The following is an 18,838-nucleotide window of genomic DNA, read 5'->3' on the forward strand; positions in this document are numbered from 1 at the left end:
ATAAACAATTATGTCAAAATTATATATCGTTCCAACGCCAATTGGCAATCTTGAAGACATGACTTTTAGAGCCATTCGGGTTTTGAAAGAAGTCGATTTGATTTTGGCGGAAGATACCCGTACAAGCGGAAAACTCCTGAAGCATTTTGAAATTGGCACGCACATGCACAGCCATCATATGCACAACGAACACAAAACTACCGAAAACTTAATTGCACGTTTGAAAGCTGGCGAAACTATCGCTTTGATTTCAGACGCTGGAACTCCCGCCATTTCAGATCCAGGATTTTTATTAACGCGCGCTTGCGTAGAAAATAAAATCGAAGTAGAATGTCTTCCTGGAGCAACGGCTTTTGTTCCTGCATTGGTAAACAGCGGACTTCCAAATGATAAATTTGTTTTTGAAGGTTTCCTACCTGATAAAAAAGGACGTCAGACTCGTTTTTTGGCTTTAGCCGAAGAAACTCGAACGATGATCTTATACGTTTCTCCGCATAAACTCGTTAAAACTTTAGCCGAATTTGTACAATATTTTGGAGAAGACCGACAAGTTTGTGTTTCGAGAGAATTATCAAAATTACACGAAGAAAATGTACGCGGAACTGCAAAAGAAGTTTTAGCGCATTTTGAAAAAACAGCACCACGCGGCGAAATTGTAGTTGTCGTTGCTGGAAAAACAATAGAAAAAGAAGCGAAGAAAAGTAAATATTCTAAGGACGAAGAAGAATAAAAAATAATGTTAGTTCAATTCCATTTGTCAGTTCGAGCGGAGTCGAGATGCACGTTTGGTTCTCGACTCCGCTCGATGTGACAAATATGAACCAAAAAATATAAATAAAGAATAAATCATGAGCATTCAAGCCTTTTTAGAAAAAGTAAAACAAACTCCAACACAAATCACATTTCCTGAAACGATTGCAGTAATCGAAGAAAATTACAACTTTACTCCAACCGCTTTTCAAAACGGAACACAACATAATGCAGCTGGCGAAAATTCAGGTTCTTGCAAATTGTTTTCTTTCGCGAAATTGCAGAATCTAAGTAAAGAAGAAACATTAGCGTGTTTTGGAGCATTTTATTTTGAAGAAGTTTTAGGCGATCCAAACGGAACAAATCACCAAAACATTAGAAATTTCATCAATTTAGGTTGGGACGGAATTCAATTTGAAGGAAATGCTTTGGAATTGAAATAAAAATATTTTTAAATTCTTAATTATCTATGAAGGAAAAATTAAAAGAAATTGCGGTTATACTCTTTCTGTTTATAATTGGAATTCCTTTGTTTATATTATTTCTTCCCTTAATTATAGTCTTTTCGGTTTTTGAATTCTTTCAAAAAAAACGGTTCAAAAAAAGATATAGTAATTATTTAGTATCGATTGAAGGAAAGAAATTCTTCTGTTATAATAATCGAAAAAATAATCATCATTATATAGAAAAAAATATTATTCCAAATCTTAAAGATGATATTGAACTGGTTTTTCTTGAAGGTAGAAGCATTAAAAATGAATACAATCGAGAATATATTTCTCATATGCTATTTAATGTTTCCGATCAAAAAGGATTTCCTTATTTAATCAAAATCTGTAACGGAAAAGCAGTGGACGAATCAATAAATAATCAATTTCACAACTTAAAAAGTCAAAATAAAAATCCTGAAGATTTGGTAATCTTAATAAACAATAGCTTCGACAATCTAAAATCAACAATCTAAAATCTAAAATCGACAATGCGTTGGACCTTAAAACCAAAACCTTCTGAAGAAAAAGTCAAACATTTGGCACAAGCCTTAAATGTAGAAGATTTTGTAGCAACGCTTTTGATTCAGCGTGGCATTGAAACTTTTGATGAGGCGAAGAATTTCTTTCGTCCTTCTTTAGAACATTTACATGATCCGTATTTGATGAAGGATATGGATAAAGCTGTTGCCCGAATTGAACAAGCCATTCAGAACGAAGAAAACATCTTAGTTTTTGGCGATTACGACGTTGACGGAACAACAGCCGTTTCTTTGGTTTCTTCGTATCTAAAATCGCATTATCCCAACATTGCCACTTACATTCCCGATCGCTATGCCGAAGGTTATGGCGTTTCTTATAAAGGAATTGATTACGCAGATGACAATGGAATTTCTTTAATTATCGCTCTAGACTGCGGAATTAAATCGATTGATCATATCGCCTACGCGAAAGCAAAAAACATTGACTTTATTGTTTGCGATCACCACCGCCCCGGAGAATTTCTTCCAGATGCCATTGCTGTTCTAGATCCAAAAAGAGAAGACTGTTCTTATCCTTACGATGAATTGTGCGGTTGCGGAGTTGGTTTTAAATTGATTCAGGCTTTAGGACAAAATCGAAATGAAACGATTGAAGATTTAGTTCCTTATCTAGATTTAGTAGCTACAGCAATTGCTGCAGATATTGTTCCTATTACGGGAGAAAATCGTGTTTTAGCACATTTCGGATTGAAAGTTATTAATAGCGAACCAAGACCCGGAATTAAAGCTTTAACACATCAGGTAAAAAAGAAAGTTCTCGATATTACCGATGTTGTTTTTATTATTTCACCAAGAATTAACGCTGCCGGAAGAATCAAACACGGAAATCACGCTGTTGAATTGTTAACTGAATTCAATTTTGAACAAGCACAACAATTTGCTTCGGAAATTGAGCAATACAACGCAGATCGAAAAGATTTAGATAAAAAAATCACCAAAGAAGCTTTTCAGCAGATTATAGAAAACAACGAAGAAAAACGTTTTTCAACAGTCGTTTTTCAAGAAGACTGGCACAAAGGCGTAATCGGAATTGTAGCTTCAAGATTGATTGAAACGTATTATCGCCCGACGTTGGTTTTTACTAAAAGCGGCGACAAATATGCAGCCTCTGCCCGATCTGTAAAAGGTTTTGATGTTTATAATGCTTTAGACGCCTGCGCCGAACATCTGGAACAATTTGGAGGCCACATGTACGCTGCAGGAATGACTTTAAAAGCAGAAAACTATCAAACTTTTAAAGATGCTTTTGAAAAACAGGTTTCTGAAACTATTTTACCCGAAATGCTTACTCCAGAAATTGAGATCGATGCCGAAATCAATTTCTCCGATATAACACCCAAATTAATTCGAATTCTAAAACAATTCGAACCTTTCGGCCCTCAGAATATGACGCCTGTTTTTATGACTGAAAATGCTTTTGATACAGGTTACGCTAAAACTTTAGGTGCAGAAGAAGAACATTTAAGGCTTTTTGCCAAACAAAACAACTCAGACGGAATCGCCGCAATTGGTTTCGGATTAGGAAAAAAACTAAATATTGTAAAAAATCAAAATCCGTTTCAGTTGGCATATTGCATTGCCGAAAACGAATGGAACGGAACTGTTTCAACACAGCTTATGCTGAAAGACATTAGAACAAATGGAAGAAATTAAATCCAACAAACCCGATCCTTATCAGGCGCTTCGATATAAAGAATTCAACGTATTTTTATTATTGCGTTTTGCAATGGTTTTTGCCTGGTCTATGCAATTTATTGTTATTGAATGGGAAGTGTATAGTTTAACCAAAAACCCGCTTTCTTTAGGAATTATTGGTTTAATGGAAATTATTCCTGCCGTTTCAATGTCTTTGTTTGCAGGACACATTGTTGACCAAAGAGAAAAGAAAGGCTTATTGGTGAAGTGTATTTTAGGATTTTCAGTAATTAGTTTTGGACTTTTCTTATTGACTTGGCCAAAAGTTGTTGGAGGCTGGTCTACACATGTTATTTTGTATTCGATTTACGCTTTAGTATTTTTTGGCGGAATCGTTCGTTCTTTTATGGGACCAACAATTTTCTCTCTTCTTTCATTAATCATTCCTAAAAAAGTATATCCAAATGCGGCAACTTGGAGTAGTTCGGTTTGGCAGATTGGAGCCGTTATGGGACCTGCACTAGCGGGATTCTCTATCAATTGGATTGGTGTTCACTGGTCCATGTGTTTGGTTTTTGGATTTTCAATTCTATCATTAATCGCCTTATCGCAAATCAGTCAAAAACCTATTGTAAACCCAAAAATGGGAGAATCTATAAAAGATAGTCTTATGGAAGGCTTGACATTTGTATTCAGAAACAAAATTGTTCTTGGCGCATTATCACTCGATATGATTGCGGTCCTTTTTGGAGGTGCCGTTGCATTATTGCCTGTGTTTGCACAAGACATCTTGAAAGTGGGTTCTGAAGGTTTCGGAATTTTAAGAGCCGCTCCTGCTGTAGGTGCTTTTATCACGATGCTTATTTCGGCTTATGTGCCGTTGTATGAAAATGCAGGAAAAAAACTTTTAATTGCCATTTTTGTTTTTGGTTTATCCATCATCTTGTTTGGATTATCGACTTATTTCTGGCTTTCTGTTTTCGCTTTATTTTTAAGCGGATTGGCTGATGGAATTTCAGTGGTAATCCGTCAGACTATTCTACAGCTTAAAACTCCAGATCACATGCGCGGACGTGTGGGTGCCGTAAACTCGATTTTTGTTGGATCTTCAAATGAATTAGGTGCTTTTGAAAGTGGTGCAACTGCCAAATTGATGGGGGCAGTTACCTCTGTTGTTTTTGGAGGAAGTGTTACACTCTTAACTGTAGTTTTTACTGCATTGAAATCACCTACATTTAGAAATTTAGATTTGAAAAAAGATATGGATGAACACCATAAATTGGAGTAAATGAAATCCTTTTTAGTCTCTTTCTTTTTAATCTTTTCCCTTTTCTCCAAAGGGCAAAATCTTTATATCAAAACCTACGGAAACGAAAAGAATAAAACCATCATTTTTATTCATGGAGGGCCAAGTGGCAATGCTACTTTATTTGAAGGAACAACAGCTCAAAAACTGGCCGATCAAGGTTTTTATGTTATTGCTTACGATCGAAGAGGCGAAGGAAGATCTGCAGACCCAAATGCGAAATTCACGTACGAAGAAGCTTTTCAGGATTTAAATTCGATTTATAAAAAATACCATTTAAAAAAAGCAATTCTTTTAGGACATAGTTTTGGCGGTTTAGTTGCAACACTTTATACCAATAAATACCCTAAAAATGTAAGCGCTTTGGTTTTGGCTGGCGCTTTATTTTCTCAACAGGAAACCTACGATCACATATTAAATACGCTGAAGAAAAAATACAGCAACGATTCTGAACAATTAAAGCGAATCGATGTTGTAGAAAACTTAGATAAAAATTCAGCCGAATATAGAAAAGGATGTTTTGAACTTGCTGGTGAAAATGGCTTTTTTAAAATGCCAAATCCGACAGCAGAATCTAAAAAGCTTTATTCTGATTATGAAGCTGGAGAATTTTATAAAACGAATATTCGAAATAAAAATGCTCCACTTCTTTTTTATCAAAATGAAAAACAAAATAACATCGATACGCGCGCGATTTTAAAGAAAATCAAATCTGCTGGAGTTCCTATTTATGGAATCTATGGAAAAGATGACGGTATTTTTTCATCGGCACAAATTAATTCTCTTAAGGCAATTACTGGAGAAAATCACTTTGCTTTCCTTAATAATTGCTCGCATTATTTATTTGTTGACCAACAGGCAGCATTTATTTCTAAGCTAAAAAATTGGCTGAAATAATCTTATTATGAGATAGGATTTCATAAAAAAGAAAAACCACAAACACTACATAAATAACTAAAAATCAAATAGTCATATTGGTTTTTTAGCTTTTTTTTATGCTTTTCTTAGTCAAGTATTAATACAAAGAGTGCGTATCTTTGTGGCCTAAAAAAATTGCCATGAAAGATATCGAACAGATATACCGAAACGATTTTGGAATTTCATTTTATTGGAAAGAAGGCAACGAAATTATATCAGATAAAATCCAACTGCTTTTTAAACAAATGGGATTTTATTTTTCGGTTCAAGAATTAAATGAATTTCAAAATTTAATTGAAGACTGCGTAACAGACCATAATGATTATGATACACGTGGTGTAGAACGAGCTTTCGATAAATTTTTATTGAAGACTCCTTATGTTGCGTTGGATTTAGAAATATCTCCAATTGAATTAAATTCTATAAAAGACCTAGTAGATGGTTCTTTATTTCGACTTAATCTTAATGAATACATTTACGGTTCGGGTATGAACTAAAGTTTTCTCAACAAATATTCTTTTTCAAACTTTTATGATTTTTTTATTTAGAATTAATATAAATAATATTTATATTTGTTGAAATAAAAGGATTTACGATGAGAGAAATTGAGCAGATATATCATAACAACTTTGGAATAGCTTTTTACTGGAAAGATCACAATACTACGATTTCCGACAAAGTGCAATTGGTTTTTAAAGAAACTGGCTTTTATTTTACAGTTCAGGAATTAAATCATTTTTGCGATTTGATTGAAGATAGCATGATAGAAAATGCTTGTTGCGAAGCATGCGAAATGAAATATTCTTGTCATAAGTTTTTATTGAAAACACCTTGCAATTCTATAGATTTAGCTGTAAACATGACCGAATTAAAATCGATTAAAGATTTGGTTGAAGGTTCTTTGTTCAAAATCGAATTAGATGAATATGTCTACGGAGTTGGCATGAATTAAGAAGCATTCTAAATATTTTAACAGCATTTTTTCATTATTGAAATATATTTTGATTCAATTCAAAAAAAAGTATATTTACAGCAATGAAAAAAGCTGTATTTCGACTAACTCTAACACTTCTGGCAATTCTCGTTGTCGGTTGCAATAACAAATCTGAAGAATATATTGATCCTCGCGGAACCGATTATGCAGGATCTGAGAGTTGTATACAATGTCATAAAGTAGAATCTGAAATGGCATTCAAAAGTTCGCACTTTAAAGCAACCTCTCCAGCTATTTTAGGAAATGTTTCAGGAGATTTCGATTCTAAAAACCACATCTTCTTTTACGATAAAGACACCAAACTAGTCATGGAAAAACGTGGCGACAGTTTGTACGAAGTTGTTTATAAAAACGGTAAAGAAACGGCTAAATATAAATTCGAAATTGTATTTGGAACCAAACACGCGCAGACTTCTGTTTACTGGAAAGACAATAATACGTATGAGCTGCCAGTTTCTTTTTATCATTCTATAAACAATTGGGCAACAAGTCCAGGTTTTCCTGCAGACAAACCGTATTTTGACCGTATGGTAGTAAAAGATTGCTATTCGTGCCACGCCTCAAATGCCAGCAGTCGAAGCGTGAATCAAAATTCTGAAGAAAGAAATATGATGTCTATGGATGTTGAAGATATCATCAGAAAAGAAACAATTGTTTATGGAATTGACTGTGAACGCTGTCACGGTCCTGCCAAAAAGCATGTTGATTTTCATCTAAAAAATCCAAACGTAAAAATTGCTAATAGCATCACGAGTTATAAAACCTTAAACAGACAGCAAAAGTTAGATGCGTGCGCATTATGCCATGCCGGAAATGACGGAATGAAACTAAAATCGCGTTTTGAGTTTAAGCCTGGAGATAATTTATCGGAGTTCTTTCGCGAAACCAAAAGCATTAATGACACAACAAATTTTGATGTTCATGGCAATCAATATCGATTGATGGCGCAGAGTAAATGTTTTATAAAAAGTGATAAAATGGATTGCATTACCTGCCATAATCCGCATGAAAATGCTTCTAAAAACTTGGCTTCCTATTCTAAAATCTGTATGAGCTGTCATCAAGGCTTAAAGCACAAAGAAAGCACTTTAAAAACAATGCCAGAGAAATTATTAACGAGCAATTGTGTAGAATGCCACATGCCGAAAAAAGCATCTGGAGCGATTAAATTTCAGCTTTCAAACAGCAAACAGCTTTCAGAATATATTCTGCGAACGCATAAAATCGGAATTTATTCGAATGCGAAGTAATTATTTTTCGAATTTTTTAAGCTCGAATTTTTCGCCGTCAAAAACACCGTAAGTAAAATACCCGATCCAATCGCCAAGATTAACATATTCGGAGTTTTCTCCAACTGGAATAATCATTGGTAAATGGCGGTGTCCGAAAATGAAATAATTATAATGTTTGGTTTCTAGTTTTCGTTTGGCATACAAAACCAGCCATTCGTTTTCTTCTCCTAAAAACTTCACGTCTTCGTCACCAGAAATCAGTTTATTTTTGACCGATAAGTATTGCGCCAAACTTACGCCAACATCTGGATGCAACCAGCGGAAAAGCCATTTTGAAAAAGGATTTGTAAAGACCTTTTTCATTCTTTTATAACCTTTATCTCCAGGACCTTTTCCGTCTCCGTGACCAATTAAAAAGGTTTTTCCGTTAAAGGTAAATTCTTTATTATCGTGATAAACCGGAATATTCAATTCGGTTTCAAAATAATCATTCATCCACAAATCATGATTTCCGACAAAAAAGTAAATCGGAATTCCGCTGTCGCGAATTTCAGCCAGCTTGCCTAATATGCGTACAAAACCTTTTGGAACAACTGTTTTATATTCAAACCAAAAATCGAATAAATCTCCCAATAAAAAAATTGCTTCTGCATCTTCTTTAACCTCATCAAGCCACGCCACGAATTTCTTTTCACGCGGCAAACTCAATTCTGGGGTTGGCGCACCAAAATGCTGATCTGAAGCAAAATATATTTTTTTCATTTAATGTGAGATGTGAATTGTGAGATGTAAGATGTGAAATAAAAAAGCATTTTACAATTTACTTTTCACATTTCACTTTTAACTTTTTTACAAATTATCAGAAGCGTACCATTCTGCAAAAGACGATTCTGTTTCCTGAAGTTTTAATGAGAAAAGAGAAATTCCTTCTGGAAGTCTTGCCACGATTCTCTCTGCAAAATCGACCACCATATTTTCGCTTGTTGGCTGATAATCTACCAAAATAACGTGATGTCCGCGGTTTTTCAATTCATTTGCCAATTCGATATGCGGAGTTGTCTGATTAAAAACAGTTGCATGATCAAATTGATCGACGATTTCTTCTTTTACAATTTTCTTTAGATCAGAAAAGTCAATCACCATTCCGAACTTTACATTCGATCGATCCGTAATTGGCGAACCAATAACCGTTACCGATAATTTATAACTGTGTCCGTGAACGTTCTTGCATTTTCCGTCGTAACCGTACAAAGCGTGACCGGTTTCGAAACTAAATTGTTTTGTAATTCTGATATTACTCATCGATTTTTAATTTTAAGCTTGCAAATTTACAAATTAATTGCCGTTTTTAGCTCTTTTTTTAGCACGAGTATACATCCACAAAGCAATTCCGCCCAAAACTAGAAACGGAATGAAAGATCCAATGACAACGCCAATTTGATAACCGCTGTCTGGAGCATCTTTAATTTTCTCTGCAATGTCAACTTTTTGCATTAACGAAATAATAGTCATGTTCAATAATTTATATAGTGAAAATTTGATTTTAAAACATTTTACAAAACTATGTTCCTATTTGTCCAAAACCAATGACTTATATCATACCTTATTTTATAAATTGCAACAAAGCGTTTTTTGTGAAATCAGACAAAACAAGTTTTCCTGTAATCGCTGCACGTTCAAACAAAAGAGATTCCCATTGTTCTGTTCCTTCCCAAATAATCTTTTTCATCTCATACAAAGCTTCAGGATTATATGAACTTAGCTTTTTGACAAAACTTTCAACCTCAGCATCCAGATTTTCAGTGTCACATAAAACCGAAAAAAGCCCTTTTTCAAAAGCCCAATCAGCCGATTTCCATTCATGTGCCGCTAATGTCATTTGTGTCATTGCTGTTTTTCCTATTTTTCTAGAAACCGCTGGTTCAATTACAAATGGTCCAATTCCGATTGCCAATTCTGATAGTTTAATATCACTCTGCGGGGTTGCAAAAACATAATCGCAAGCCGAAATAATTCCGACACCACCGCCCACTGCTTTTCCCTGAACACGTCCAATTATAATTTTATTACAATTTCGCATTGCATTGAGCAGATGTGCAAAACCCGAAAAAAACTCTAGACCTTGCTCTTCACTTTCAACTTTCAAAAGTTCATCAAAAGAGGCTCCTGAGCAAAACGTTTTTTCTCCTTCACTTTTCAGAACAATTACCGAAACTTCTTCATTTCGACTTAAAGAATTAATTTCAGCTGTAAGTCTATTTAATAATTCACGCGGAAAAGAATTACTTGCAGGATGACCAAATTGCACAGTTGCAATATTATTTTGAAAAGAAGTTTCTAAGCTTCCATTTGTATTTTCTAGGCTCATAAAAATTACATTTAAAGGTAAAGTTACGCTTTTGAAAAATAATTCTTTTGAAACTTCTGGAAATTTGTTTTTTGAGAATTAATTGACTTTATTTGTTAGCACTTTGGGGGATTAGCTCATTTGGCTAGAGTACTTGCCTGGCAGGCAAGGGGTGACCGGTTCGAATCCGGTATTCTCCACAAATAATTTAAAAATACCCAAGCAGATACTGATTCTGTTTGGGTATTTTTTTTAGTACACATTTTATGTTTTATATCTACATCATATATTCAAAAACCTTAGACAAATACTATGTTGGTTCCTGCCAAAATATTGAACAGCGTTTAAAAGATCATTTAAATAGCAGAAGTAAATTCACAAAAGTTGTCAAAGATTGGGTATTAAAATATTCAGAAACATTTGCTACCAGAAGTGAAGCTTATCAAAGAGAATTACAAATAAAAAAAATGAAAAGTCGGAAATACATTGAAACCCTAATAGAAACAAAAGGCTAGAGTATCCCGATGCATCGGGAAGGTGACCGGTTCGAATCCGGTATTCTCCACAAATAAAAACCCCTTGTAAATTTAATTTTACAAGGGGTTCATTTTTAGATTTTCTAATTTATTTCTCATTCGCAGCATCATCTGCATCAACTCTATCTTTCTCAGCTTTTTTAAAATCGTTGTTCAGCAAATTTTCCAATTTCTTTTTCTCCCACTGATTTTTTCTGATTGTTAGCACAACAAGAATAACTACCAATATTGCTACAATCGCTATTATGTTCCAATTGATATCCATAATTAAATTTTTAATTAAAAGTAAATAATTAAAAATATCTTTCATGTTATCAAACAGTTAAGTATTTTATTTTTTAATAGAACCTATTTTGATGCAATTATATTCTTTGAAAGATATTTCTTTAAAAAACTGTTTTCTATTTTTGCATGAGACAAAATTCAAAACACGCTATTTTTAATAGTTTATCAAACATTTCCAAATGGATCAAACCTTCAAACACAAAATATTCTCATTCATAAAGAAACCTCTTATAATTGCAGTTTTACTTTTCGTTTTTACTTTAATTGAAATATATTGGGCAATGGGAAGCTTTTCTGACAAAATATCAAGTGGCTGTTTAGATTGTTCTTTTTTTGACGATGCTTATTTAATGACTTTATTTTCTACTGTTTTCTTATCCATAGTTTTTCTGGCTCTTTCATTTATTAAAAACAGTAATCTAAAAATTATACTTCAATTACTAATCTTAATTACTGTTTGGTTTTTCTGGAATTACACCATTTTTGTAGATCGAGAATCTGCTTGGAGCACTTATCTATTTAAAGAAGAAATAAGGTATACTTTTAAATTTTCCTTCCTTCCTATTTCAATTTTATCTATTGTTACAGTATTTACTTTAAACTATATCTCAAGAAAATTATGAGTTCTGGCAAAAAAATACTTTTACGAATCTATTTCATTATCTGGGCACTTTTTTTGCTGGACTGCCTTTTATATTACTTTAAAGAAATTAGTCTTCGTGGTTATTATAGCGATGTAGTTTTATCATGGCTCTGGCTGATAAGCAACTTTGTAATAATTATTGTTTTTTGGAAAAAACTCTTGGCAAAACTTCTTTTGGCAACAATAATTGTAACATTTGCTATTAGCATTATTGCTATGATGCTTCCTTTTTTCGCCTTATTGCTTTCAAGCACATCTTTAGGTTTGTACCAAAATAAAGATTTGAATAAAAATTACAGAGCGCAAATTGTGGGTTACAGTGCGATGGGCCATCCGTGGCTGGAAGTAATTGAGAAGAAAGGATTATTCGAAAAACGAATTATCAAATGCACCGACTCTCAGCTTATGAATGATAATTTGAACATCAAAATCAGAACGGCAAAAGATATCATTTTTAGAAGTGAAAATGCCACGACAATAACGCTCACTTTATTTTACGGAGGACCAAACAAAACCGTTACTTTTGATAAAAACACAGGAAAAATTACTGCAGTAAAAAACAATTAATTTTATAATTACTTAAAAAACTAACTATATGCGTCACTTAAAATTTCTATTTCTTGCATTTTTGCTAATACTTTCTTTTAAAGGCATTTGCCAAGACAAAATTTCACAACAAGTACTCGAACGTTTAAAAGCACAGCAAACCTCTTGGAACAATGGCGATCTCGAAGGTTACCTCGATTTTTATGCTCCCGTAGATTCTGTTCGAATGATTTACAGTGCTGGTGTGGTATACGGAAAAAACAATATTGCCGATTTCTTCAAAAAACACTGGCCGAAAGAGAGAATGGGAAAATTAACTATGACCGATTTTGTTGTTGAACCACTTTCTAAAAAAGATGCTTTTGTAAGCGCAAAATTTAATGTCGAAGCTCCAAATGGCAAAAACAGTTCTGGTAACTTTTCAGGAATAATGCGAAAAATAAATGGCGTTTGGTATTTGTATGTTGACCATTCGGGATAAAATAATAAAGCCGCTCAGTTGAGCGGCTTTATTATTTATTCTTTTTGCATGGGCTGTATAATCAGTTTTCCTTCATTACTGTTACCGCAACAGGTTCATCTATTAAAAATCCAGCTTCTTTGAGCCAATTACCGCACAAACGTATCTGCGGTACAATTACAGGCTGAGTTTTATACATGCCTATAGAGCGCGAAAGCCTATAAAATGCATAAGTTTTCATTCGCCTAATTGATAATACTTTTGAGGTTTTTTCGATTTTAGAAGTTGTAGTTCCTACCTCTTTACTGCTTGTTTTTTCTGTGTAAGTCATTTCAGAAATTTTTTAGCCGGCCAAAAAAATACGGTTTCAGCCTTTCCCGTTGACTTACACCTTTAGAGGGCAGTGGGCGCATTAACGCACCACACGGGGGTACCGAAACCGCGTATTTATTAGGGCAGATAAAAAATCCGCCTTATTGTGGCAAAGTAATCGCCCTATAAAAGATGTAAGTCGCAACAAATGTAACGAAAAAGCTTCCTTTTATTTGTAAGAAAAAAGATAAAAACAAGTTTTAAAACTTATCCAAGCGTTAAACTTTTGATTTTCAAATTCAAACAAATTAAAGTACTTTCGTACATAGCGAAATCCAAAATCAAATTTAAATAATGACAACAAGATCGTTTTTTTTATCAACCACTTTTTTAATTCTATTATCTGCCTGCAATAAAAAAGAAAATACCACAACAACTGCACTTCCTGAAGTGACAGAACACGCAGAAACTGAAACCGATACTCTTCAAACCGAAGATGCTACAAGAAAAGAAAGCATCAATTTATTTACAATTACTCCAAAAGACAGCAGCGATGTTGCTTTTGTTTCTCTTTCAGATATTTATCCTGTAAACGACGAAAAAGATACTCTTGCTTTACCAAACATCCAAAAAATAGGAAAGTACAATGCTGTGTATTTCACTTTTGATAAAAACTACAGAAAAAGATTTTTGTCTAAAACAAACATATCAGAAACCGATTCTGTTTTCATAATCGATTATGCTAAAAACAAACACGTTTCTTTTGCTGTAAAAAACCTAAAAACCGCCGCGATGTTAAATGGTTATTCTTCTGAAGAAGATTGGCCCTACCAAAATTATGATTTTATGATTGGGTTTGAAATCAGCAAAAAATATTTAAGCGGGTTCAGCGAATATTATAGAGATGCTTTGGTATATGTAGGGAAAGAAAATCCGTTTTCAAAAGAACGTTTGAAGCCTATTAAGTGGGAAAAAATTGCAAAAAAGGATTATCCATCAAAAGCAATGAAAAATAACGACCGTACTTTGCTAAAGAACACAGTAACAGGGAATACGTATTTTTACAAAACAGAAAGCTATGAATATTTTTTACAAGACTACTTAGATAGCAATAAAATAATTTATGGCAGACGTCTTTTGGTTCTCGATTCTAAAACGAAAGATATTATAATCGAAAAACTTTTCAGCCAAAGCGAAGGCACATCTCCTTCTCCATTAAATTATGAAAATGGAGAAGATTCTATCGACCAATGGACAGGGAAACTTTTTAAAAATAAACCTGAAGTTGTTTTTGGTTTCGAATATATGTCTTTCGGCTGCCCAAATATTTCAATTATTGACAAATCTAATGAGGAGATTTTTCTGCAATGCGATAATCGTCATTAATAATCATTTGCAACAACATCAATTCTAAGATAACCATGGAACAAATAAAAACACGCATCGCCGAATGTGAACTTGAATACGATGAAATAAAAGAGTCGTCTCCAGCTTCAGACGAAGAAATACAAGAATTGACTTCTTATTTTTCTCTGCCTTTACCCGAAGAATTAATAAACTTTTATAAAACCATTGGCGGTATCGAATCTGATGAGATTTTTTGTATTTCCTCTGCTGAAAATCTAACCCGATACATGAAGCAAAGAGCCGATTTTGCCCCTAATTCTACAGGTATTATCGATATGATTATTGCTTATTGGGGAAATGACAGACCAGAACTTCAGAAATACAAATTGCTTACTCCAGAAGAAACTGAAAAAATAAATTCAAACTTTCAATGTATTGGCTGGATGACATCTGAAGAAGATATAGAGGAGAGCAGCGAATATGTTATTTTTGATCGAAACGGAAACTTTACCAACATTTATTGCCATCAGGATAATATTAAAGCCACTACAGATCAATTACTGGATTTTTTAGAATCTGGTCTTCCCCAAAGATCTCTGGAAAATGTTTTGGAAGAATTATTTGAACGTGCCGAAGGAAATTTGAGCCGTTGGGATTAAAAGCCAATCTATTCATTATAACAAAAAGCCATTTCTGGAAACAGAAGTGGCTTTTTGTTCTAGTTTACATTATGCCCTATTGTGTCATAAATAAAACTTTTAAGATCCAAATTCTATATTTAGGCATCCAATATTTGCATTTCAAATCATCACCTTTCTGCTTAAAATTCATCAAATGTAATTACAAAAGAGAAAAACATGCCACAATCATTATACAAAGTATATGTGCATCTAGTCTTTAGCACAAAAAAGCGTTATCCATTTATTGATGACAATCTGAAAGAAAAATTATGGGCCTATCTTGGAGGGATTTGCAAAGGTTTGGAATGCAACCCTATTCAAATAGGAGGACATGTTGACCATGTTCATATTTTATGTCTGCTGTCTAAAAAAATTACGCAAATGAAATTAGTTGAAGAAGTAAAAAAACAATCGTCAAAATGGGTAAAAACAGTAGATTCTCGTTATGCAAACTTTTACTGGCAGGACGGTTATGGTATTTTTTCTGTTAATCCTTCTCAATTAGATATAGTGATAAAGTACATTAAAAACCAAGAAGAACATCATAAAAAAAAGACATTCAAAAAAGAACTTTTAGCCTTTCTAAACAAATATAATGTTGAATATGACGAACGTTATCTTTGGGATTAGGCTTTCGCCCTTTCAGGGCTAACTCTCTATATTCATATTCATATCAGGTTGGGTTGGGTTGGGCCTATTGTTAATAGTTAATAGCGCGTTGCGCTATTCTATTGGTTTCGCTCTTTCAGAGCTATTTTTAGTTATAGGCTGAAAGCCTAAAAGACATCAAAATAGTGCAACGCACTATTTCATAGCACTACCCCACATCACTATCTCATAGCGCTATGAGATATCGTTATCTCAATAAAAACCCCATCCTTATCGAACCATAAAAATATCCCGAATTAGTATCAATTCCAGGATCATTCAATTCTCTTCCTCGATAAAGAAAAGAATACGAAATATTGAAGTTGTTGTGTCGGTATTTTAAACCCGCTTCGGCATTAAAACGAAGTGGTTCCAGCTCAAAAGTAATCGGACTTGTGTCATTAAACATGCTTCCTTCGATTGTAGCATCATAAAACTGATAGTTGACATTTGGCGCTGCGTAGAAATAAAATTCTCTAATGTTTGGTTGAGCTTGTGCACTTACTGAAGCATCGTGCATATTAGAGTCATAAATTGGCAGTAATTTTTTAAATCCGAATCTAGCCATAAATCCTGTTGAAACTCCTGAAAAAATTGTTCCCAGATTACCTTCCGACTGCCAATGAAGATCTATAAAATCATTATGTTTTGAGGGAAACATTTTTTTAGAATAAATAGCGTGAGCCTGAACCCCTAAAGCATTATGAATCTGATTTTCCCAGCCATATACTTTTTTGTAGCCAATTATTTTATGAAAACCTTCCTGTAATTCCTCACCCAAAGCATTCGGTCCAAGAAAACCAATTTGAAAATCGGTCTTTAAAACCGATTCGCTCTGATAAAAAAAGCTTTTTCCTACTTCAGCAAAAAGATAACCTGCAAAAGGACGATCGTTTACCGTAACGGCTTCTTTGTTTAAAAACCTTGGATTGTAAAGATATTGTCCAATTCTAAATTCGGTAATTTCTTTATTGATTTTTGGATTGTCATTTTTTGATAAAAAACGATAAAAAAGCTCTAGACCATTGGTATAATACATATCATACTTAGACGATGTATATAAATCGTTATCAGATATAAACCCTATTTCTGCAGTTTTTCCTTGTCCAAAAGTGAGCGTTACGGTCAATATCAGAAAAGCAACAAGCGATTTTTTACTTCTTCTTTTCTTCTTTTCCATTATAATTGATTTTTCCGACGTAACGCATCTCACGTACAATTCGTTCTTTTCTTCTATTGATATAACTTGAAGATCCTGTAGCTTTAAATTTTCTTGGATTTGGAAGAATCGCTGCAATTCCTGCTGCCTGCATTGGTGTTAAACTCGAAGCATCTCTGCGGTACCAATGTTCTGTTGCTGCGTAAGCACCATAAACTCCATCTCCCATTTCGATACTGTTCAAATAAACTTCCATGATGCGTTCTTTGCCCCAAATAATTTCAATTAAAATTGTAAAATACGCTTCTAAACCTTTACGGAAATAACTTTTTCCTTGCCATAAAAAGACATTTTTGGCCGTTTGCTGCGAAATGGTGCTTCCGCCCCGAATTCGGCGTCCGCGTTCGTTGCTTTTATACGCTTTTTGCAATGCTTTAAAATCGAAACCATTGTGAGTTAAAAAAGTTCCGTCTTCACTGGCAATAACTGCTTTTTGCAAATTCATTGAGATTTTTTCAATCGGTTCCCAGTCGTGGTCAAAGTAAACTTCTTTTCCTCCCATTTTATTTTCGATTGCACGAATCAGCATTAATGGCGTAAACGGCACAGGAACATATTTAAAAAACACAACCGACCCTATTGAAATTCCAAAAAACCATAAAGCGGCTTTGATAAAAAACCATTTTACTTTTTCTCCAAAAGAACGATTCGATTTTTTTGAAGAAGCTGTCTTTGGTTTTGGTTTGTTTGTAGTTGTTTTTGGTGCCGGTTTTTTGGTTACTTTCATTCTATTAAATCTGCTAATTCTGTTCCTATTAAACTTCCTATCGCCACTCCCATTCCGCCTAAACGCACTCCACAGAATACATTCTCAGAAAGTTGGGATACGACAGGATTCTTACTATTTCCGATTCCCATGATACCGCTCCATCGGTGCGCAATCTGAAAATCCTGATTTGGTAAAATTACATTTTTCAGTAAATCTTCCAATCTATTTTGAATAATTTTCGTCTGTCCAAATTCAGTAGTTGTTTCTCCCTCAAAATCAAGATTTCTTCCTCCGCCTAATAAAATACGGTCATTAATATTTCTGAAATAATAATAGCCTCGGTCTAAATGAAACGTTCCTTTGATGTCTAAATTGCGAATAGGCTCTGTAATAAGCACTTGCGCTCTCGCCGGTTTTACCGCACCTTTTGTTAATTCTCCTGCAAAACCGTTGTTGGCAAAAAGCAGTTTTTGGGTTTTAAAACTAAAATCGTTCACTACAACTTCGACCTGATTTCCTGCATCGATATACGATTTTACCGTTTGCTGATTTAAGATTAAAATATCTGCTGCAATGGCTTGCTTCAGCAATTCTTGCATCATATTTCCAGTATCGATCTGTCCTTCAAATGGATTAAAAATTAAATACTCGTTACTATTTCCAAATCCAAAACGGTCTATTTCTTTCGAAAAAACATCAGCTTTAAAAAGTGGTTTTAAAATTTCATTGATAAACGGAATTTTCGAAATACATTCATTAAACCCAAATTCATCTTCTTTCAAAAATAATTCATAGCCCCCGTGAGGTTTAAAATCGATTGCCACGTCTCCTAATCTTTTTCGGAGCAATTGCAAACCTTTCCATCGTTTTTCTATAAGTGCCACGACATCTTCTTCTGAATGAATTTTTAAGTCATCCATAATTTCAGACAGACTTCCGAAACAGGCAAAACCAGCATTTTTGGTACTTGCTCCTTGTGTTAGCATTCCGCGTTCAAGAACCAGAATTTTTGCATCAGGAAATCTTTCGCGTAAGCGTAATGCGGTATGAAAACCAACTATTCCGCTTCCTACAATAGTATAATCTATATTCGTAAACCAATTTTTGAGTTCCCAATAGCTTAGTTCCATAAATTTTTTATTCTAAAAAATAAATTTAAATTCTTTACACTCCAAATTCCAATCTTGGGTTAAATTACAAAACTAAATGAAATCCCAAATATAAAATTCCAAATTCCAAGA

At 33.9% G+C, this 18,838-nt stretch carries 25 protein-coding genes and 1 tRNA gene; 17 read left to right on the forward strand and 9 right to left on the reverse strand.

Features of this window, described 5'->3' with window-relative positions; translation table 11 throughout:
• The first annotated feature begins 10 nt into the window (after positions 1–10).
• From rsmI to QLQ95_RS06415, 9 genes are all read left to right on the forward strand, one after another.
• A complete protein-coding gene (gene rsmI / locus QLQ95_RS06375; protein WP_250834968.1) occupies positions 11–730 on the forward strand; it encodes a 16S rRNA (cytidine(1402)-2'-O)-methyltransferase in 720 nt (239 codons plus the stop codon).
• A gap of 118 nt (positions 731–848) precedes the next feature.
• Positions 849–1,193, forward strand: coding sequence for a HopJ type III effector protein (locus QLQ95_RS06380; protein ID WP_213259964.1), 345 nt, complete (start codon positions 849–851; stop codon positions 1,191–1,193).
• Positions 1,194–1,219: 26 nt separating this feature from the next.
• Positions 1,220–1,714, forward strand: a complete 495-nt coding sequence (locus QLQ95_RS06385) for a hypothetical protein (protein WP_320494199.1) — start codon at positions 1,220–1,222, stop codon at positions 1,712–1,714.
• Positions 1,715–1,729: 15 nt separating this feature from the next.
• Complete coding sequence (gene recJ, locus QLQ95_RS06390; RefSeq protein WP_320494200.1) at positions 1,730–3,433, forward strand: single-stranded-DNA-specific exonuclease RecJ; 1,704 nt, start codon at positions 1,730–1,732, stop codon at positions 3,431–3,433.
• Positions 3,420–4,703, forward strand: coding sequence for an MFS transporter (locus tag QLQ95_RS06395; protein ID WP_320494201.1), 1,284 nt, complete (start codon positions 3,420–3,422; stop codon positions 4,701–4,703). Before recJ ends, QLQ95_RS06395 begins: the two co-directional genes overlap by 14 nt.
• Positions 4,704–5,618 (forward strand): alpha/beta fold hydrolase, encoded by a 915-nt coding sequence (locus QLQ95_RS06400; protein WP_320494202.1) that lies wholly within the window; start codon positions 4,704–4,706, stop codon positions 5,616–5,618.
• A gap of 161 nt (positions 5,619–5,779) precedes the next feature.
• Entirely contained in the window at positions 5,780–6,136 is a 357-nt protein-coding gene (locus QLQ95_RS06405; RefSeq protein ID WP_482503090.1) for a hypothetical protein, read from the forward strand.
• Positions 6,137–6,234: 98 nt separating this feature from the next.
• A complete protein-coding gene (locus tag QLQ95_RS06410; protein WP_111425144.1) occupies positions 6,235–6,591 on the forward strand; it encodes a hypothetical protein in 357 nt (118 codons plus the stop codon).
• A gap of 83 nt (positions 6,592–6,674) precedes the next feature.
• The gene (locus QLQ95_RS06415; RefSeq protein WP_482503091.1) at positions 6,675–7,883 is read left to right on the forward strand and encodes a cytochrome c3 family protein; all 1,209 of its coding nucleotides are present in this window, start codon (positions 6,675–6,677) and stop codon (positions 7,881–7,883) included.
• On the opposite strand, the gene QLQ95_RS06420 is transcribed toward QLQ95_RS06415, so the two are convergent.
• The 4 genes from QLQ95_RS06420 to QLQ95_RS06435 form a co-directional block, all read right to left on the reverse strand.
• A complete protein-coding gene (locus QLQ95_RS06420; protein ID WP_095928326.1) occupies positions 7,884–8,627 on the reverse strand; it encodes a UDP-2,3-diacylglucosamine diphosphatase in 744 nt (247 codons plus the stop codon).
• Positions 8,628–8,714: 87 nt separating this feature from the next.
• A complete protein-coding gene (locus QLQ95_RS06425) occupies positions 8,715–9,167 on the reverse strand; it encodes a 6-pyruvoyl trahydropterin synthase family protein (protein WP_111365769.1) in 453 nt (150 codons plus the stop codon).
• 33 nt (positions 9,168–9,200) lie between these two features.
• Positions 9,201–9,377: a hypothetical protein gene (locus tag QLQ95_RS06430; protein ID WP_008465178.1), complete on the reverse strand. Its 177-nt coding sequence runs from the start codon at positions 9,375–9,377 to the stop codon at positions 9,201–9,203.
• A gap of 91 nt (positions 9,378–9,468) precedes the next feature.
• Complete coding sequence (locus QLQ95_RS06435) at positions 9,469–10,233, reverse strand: enoyl-CoA hydratase/isomerase family protein (RefSeq protein WP_482503094.1); 765 nt, start codon at positions 10,231–10,233, stop codon at positions 9,469–9,471.
• Positions 10,234–10,338: 105 nt separating this feature from the next.
• Between QLQ95_RS06435 and QLQ95_RS06440 the strand changes: the two genes are divergently transcribed.
• Together QLQ95_RS06440 and QLQ95_RS06445 are read left to right on the forward strand one after the other, a co-directional pair.
• A tRNA-Ala gene (locus QLQ95_RS06440) sits at positions 10,339–10,412 on the forward strand.
• A gap of 66 nt (positions 10,413–10,478) precedes the next feature.
• On the forward strand, positions 10,479–10,727 hold the full coding sequence (locus QLQ95_RS06445) for a GIY-YIG nuclease family protein (protein ID WP_095928329.1): 249 nt from the start codon (positions 10,479–10,481) through the stop codon (positions 10,725–10,727).
• A 109-nt stretch (positions 10,728–10,836) separates the two neighbouring features.
• On the opposite strand, the gene QLQ95_RS06450 is transcribed toward QLQ95_RS06445, so the two are convergent.
• A complete protein-coding gene (locus QLQ95_RS06450) occupies positions 10,837–11,058 on the reverse strand; it encodes a hypothetical protein (protein ID WP_095928330.1) in 222 nt (73 codons plus the stop codon).
• Positions 11,059–11,212: 154 nt separating this feature from the next.
• On the opposite strand from QLQ95_RS06450, the gene QLQ95_RS06455 reads away from it, so the two are divergent.
• Genes QLQ95_RS06455 through QLQ95_RS06465 form a run of 3 tightly spaced genes read left to right on the forward strand, consistent with a single transcriptional unit; the run spans position 11,213 to position 12,703 of the window.
• Positions 11,213–11,656, forward strand: a complete 444-nt coding sequence (locus QLQ95_RS06455; protein WP_095928331.1) for a hypothetical protein — start codon at positions 11,213–11,215, stop codon at positions 11,654–11,656.
• Entirely contained in the window at positions 11,653–12,243 is a 591-nt protein-coding gene (locus QLQ95_RS06460) for a hypothetical protein (RefSeq protein ID WP_095928332.1), read from the forward strand. Before QLQ95_RS06455 ends, QLQ95_RS06460 begins: the two co-directional genes overlap by 4 nt.
• Before the next feature lie 28 nt (positions 12,244–12,271).
• The gene (locus tag QLQ95_RS06465) at positions 12,272–12,703 is read left to right on the forward strand and encodes a YybH family protein (RefSeq protein ID WP_320494217.1); all 432 of its coding nucleotides are present in this window, start codon (positions 12,272–12,274) and stop codon (positions 12,701–12,703) included.
• 61 nt (positions 12,704–12,764) lie between these two features.
• Here the strand turns inward: QLQ95_RS06465 and QLQ95_RS06470 are convergent, their stop codons facing one another.
• Positions 12,765–13,013, reverse strand: a complete 249-nt coding sequence (locus QLQ95_RS06470; RefSeq protein WP_095928334.1) for a SymE family type I addiction module toxin — start codon at positions 13,011–13,013, stop codon at positions 12,765–12,767.
• A 335-nt stretch (positions 13,014–13,348) separates the two neighbouring features.
• On the opposite strand from QLQ95_RS06470, the gene QLQ95_RS06475 reads away from it, so the two are divergent.
• From QLQ95_RS06475 to tnpA, 3 genes are all read left to right on the forward strand, one after another.
• The gene (locus tag QLQ95_RS06475; protein WP_095928335.1) at positions 13,349–14,380 is read left to right on the forward strand and encodes an oxidoreductase; all 1,032 of its coding nucleotides are present in this window, start codon (positions 13,349–13,351) and stop codon (positions 14,378–14,380) included.
• A gap of 35 nt (positions 14,381–14,415) precedes the next feature.
• The gene (locus QLQ95_RS06480) at positions 14,416–15,000 is read left to right on the forward strand and encodes an SMI1/KNR4 family protein (protein WP_482503097.1); all 585 of its coding nucleotides are present in this window, start codon (positions 14,416–14,418) and stop codon (positions 14,998–15,000) included.
• 198 nt (positions 15,001–15,198) lie between these two features.
• Entirely contained in the window at positions 15,199–15,651 is a 453-nt protein-coding gene (gene tnpA, locus QLQ95_RS06485) for an IS200/IS605 family transposase (RefSeq protein ID WP_482503099.1), read from the forward strand.
• 226 nt (positions 15,652–15,877) lie between these two features.
• On the opposite strand, the gene QLQ95_RS06490 is transcribed toward tnpA, so the two are convergent.
• The 3 genes from QLQ95_RS06490 to QLQ95_RS06500 are packed head-to-tail and all read right to left on the reverse strand — an operon-like array spanning position 15,878 to position 18,727.
• A complete protein-coding gene (locus QLQ95_RS06490; RefSeq protein ID WP_482503101.1) occupies positions 15,878–16,849 on the reverse strand; it encodes a lipid A deacylase LpxR family protein in 972 nt (323 codons plus the stop codon).
• Positions 16,824–17,615 carry a monofunctional biosynthetic peptidoglycan transglycosylase gene (gene mtgA, locus QLQ95_RS06495; RefSeq protein ID WP_320494225.1) on the reverse strand — a complete coding sequence of 264 codons (792 nt, stop codon included), beginning with the start codon at positions 17,613–17,615 and terminating at the stop codon, positions 16,824–16,826. Before mtgA ends, QLQ95_RS06490 begins: the two co-directional genes overlap by 26 nt.
• Positions 17,612–18,727, reverse strand: a complete 1,116-nt coding sequence (locus QLQ95_RS06500) for an NAD(P)/FAD-dependent oxidoreductase (RefSeq protein WP_482503103.1) — start codon at positions 18,725–18,727, stop codon at positions 17,612–17,614. Before QLQ95_RS06500 ends, mtgA begins: the two co-directional genes overlap by 4 nt.
• Positions 18,728–18,838: the final 111 nt, after the last annotated feature.

The sequence above is a fragment of the Flavobacterium sp. B330r genome (genome assembly GCF_056824325.1).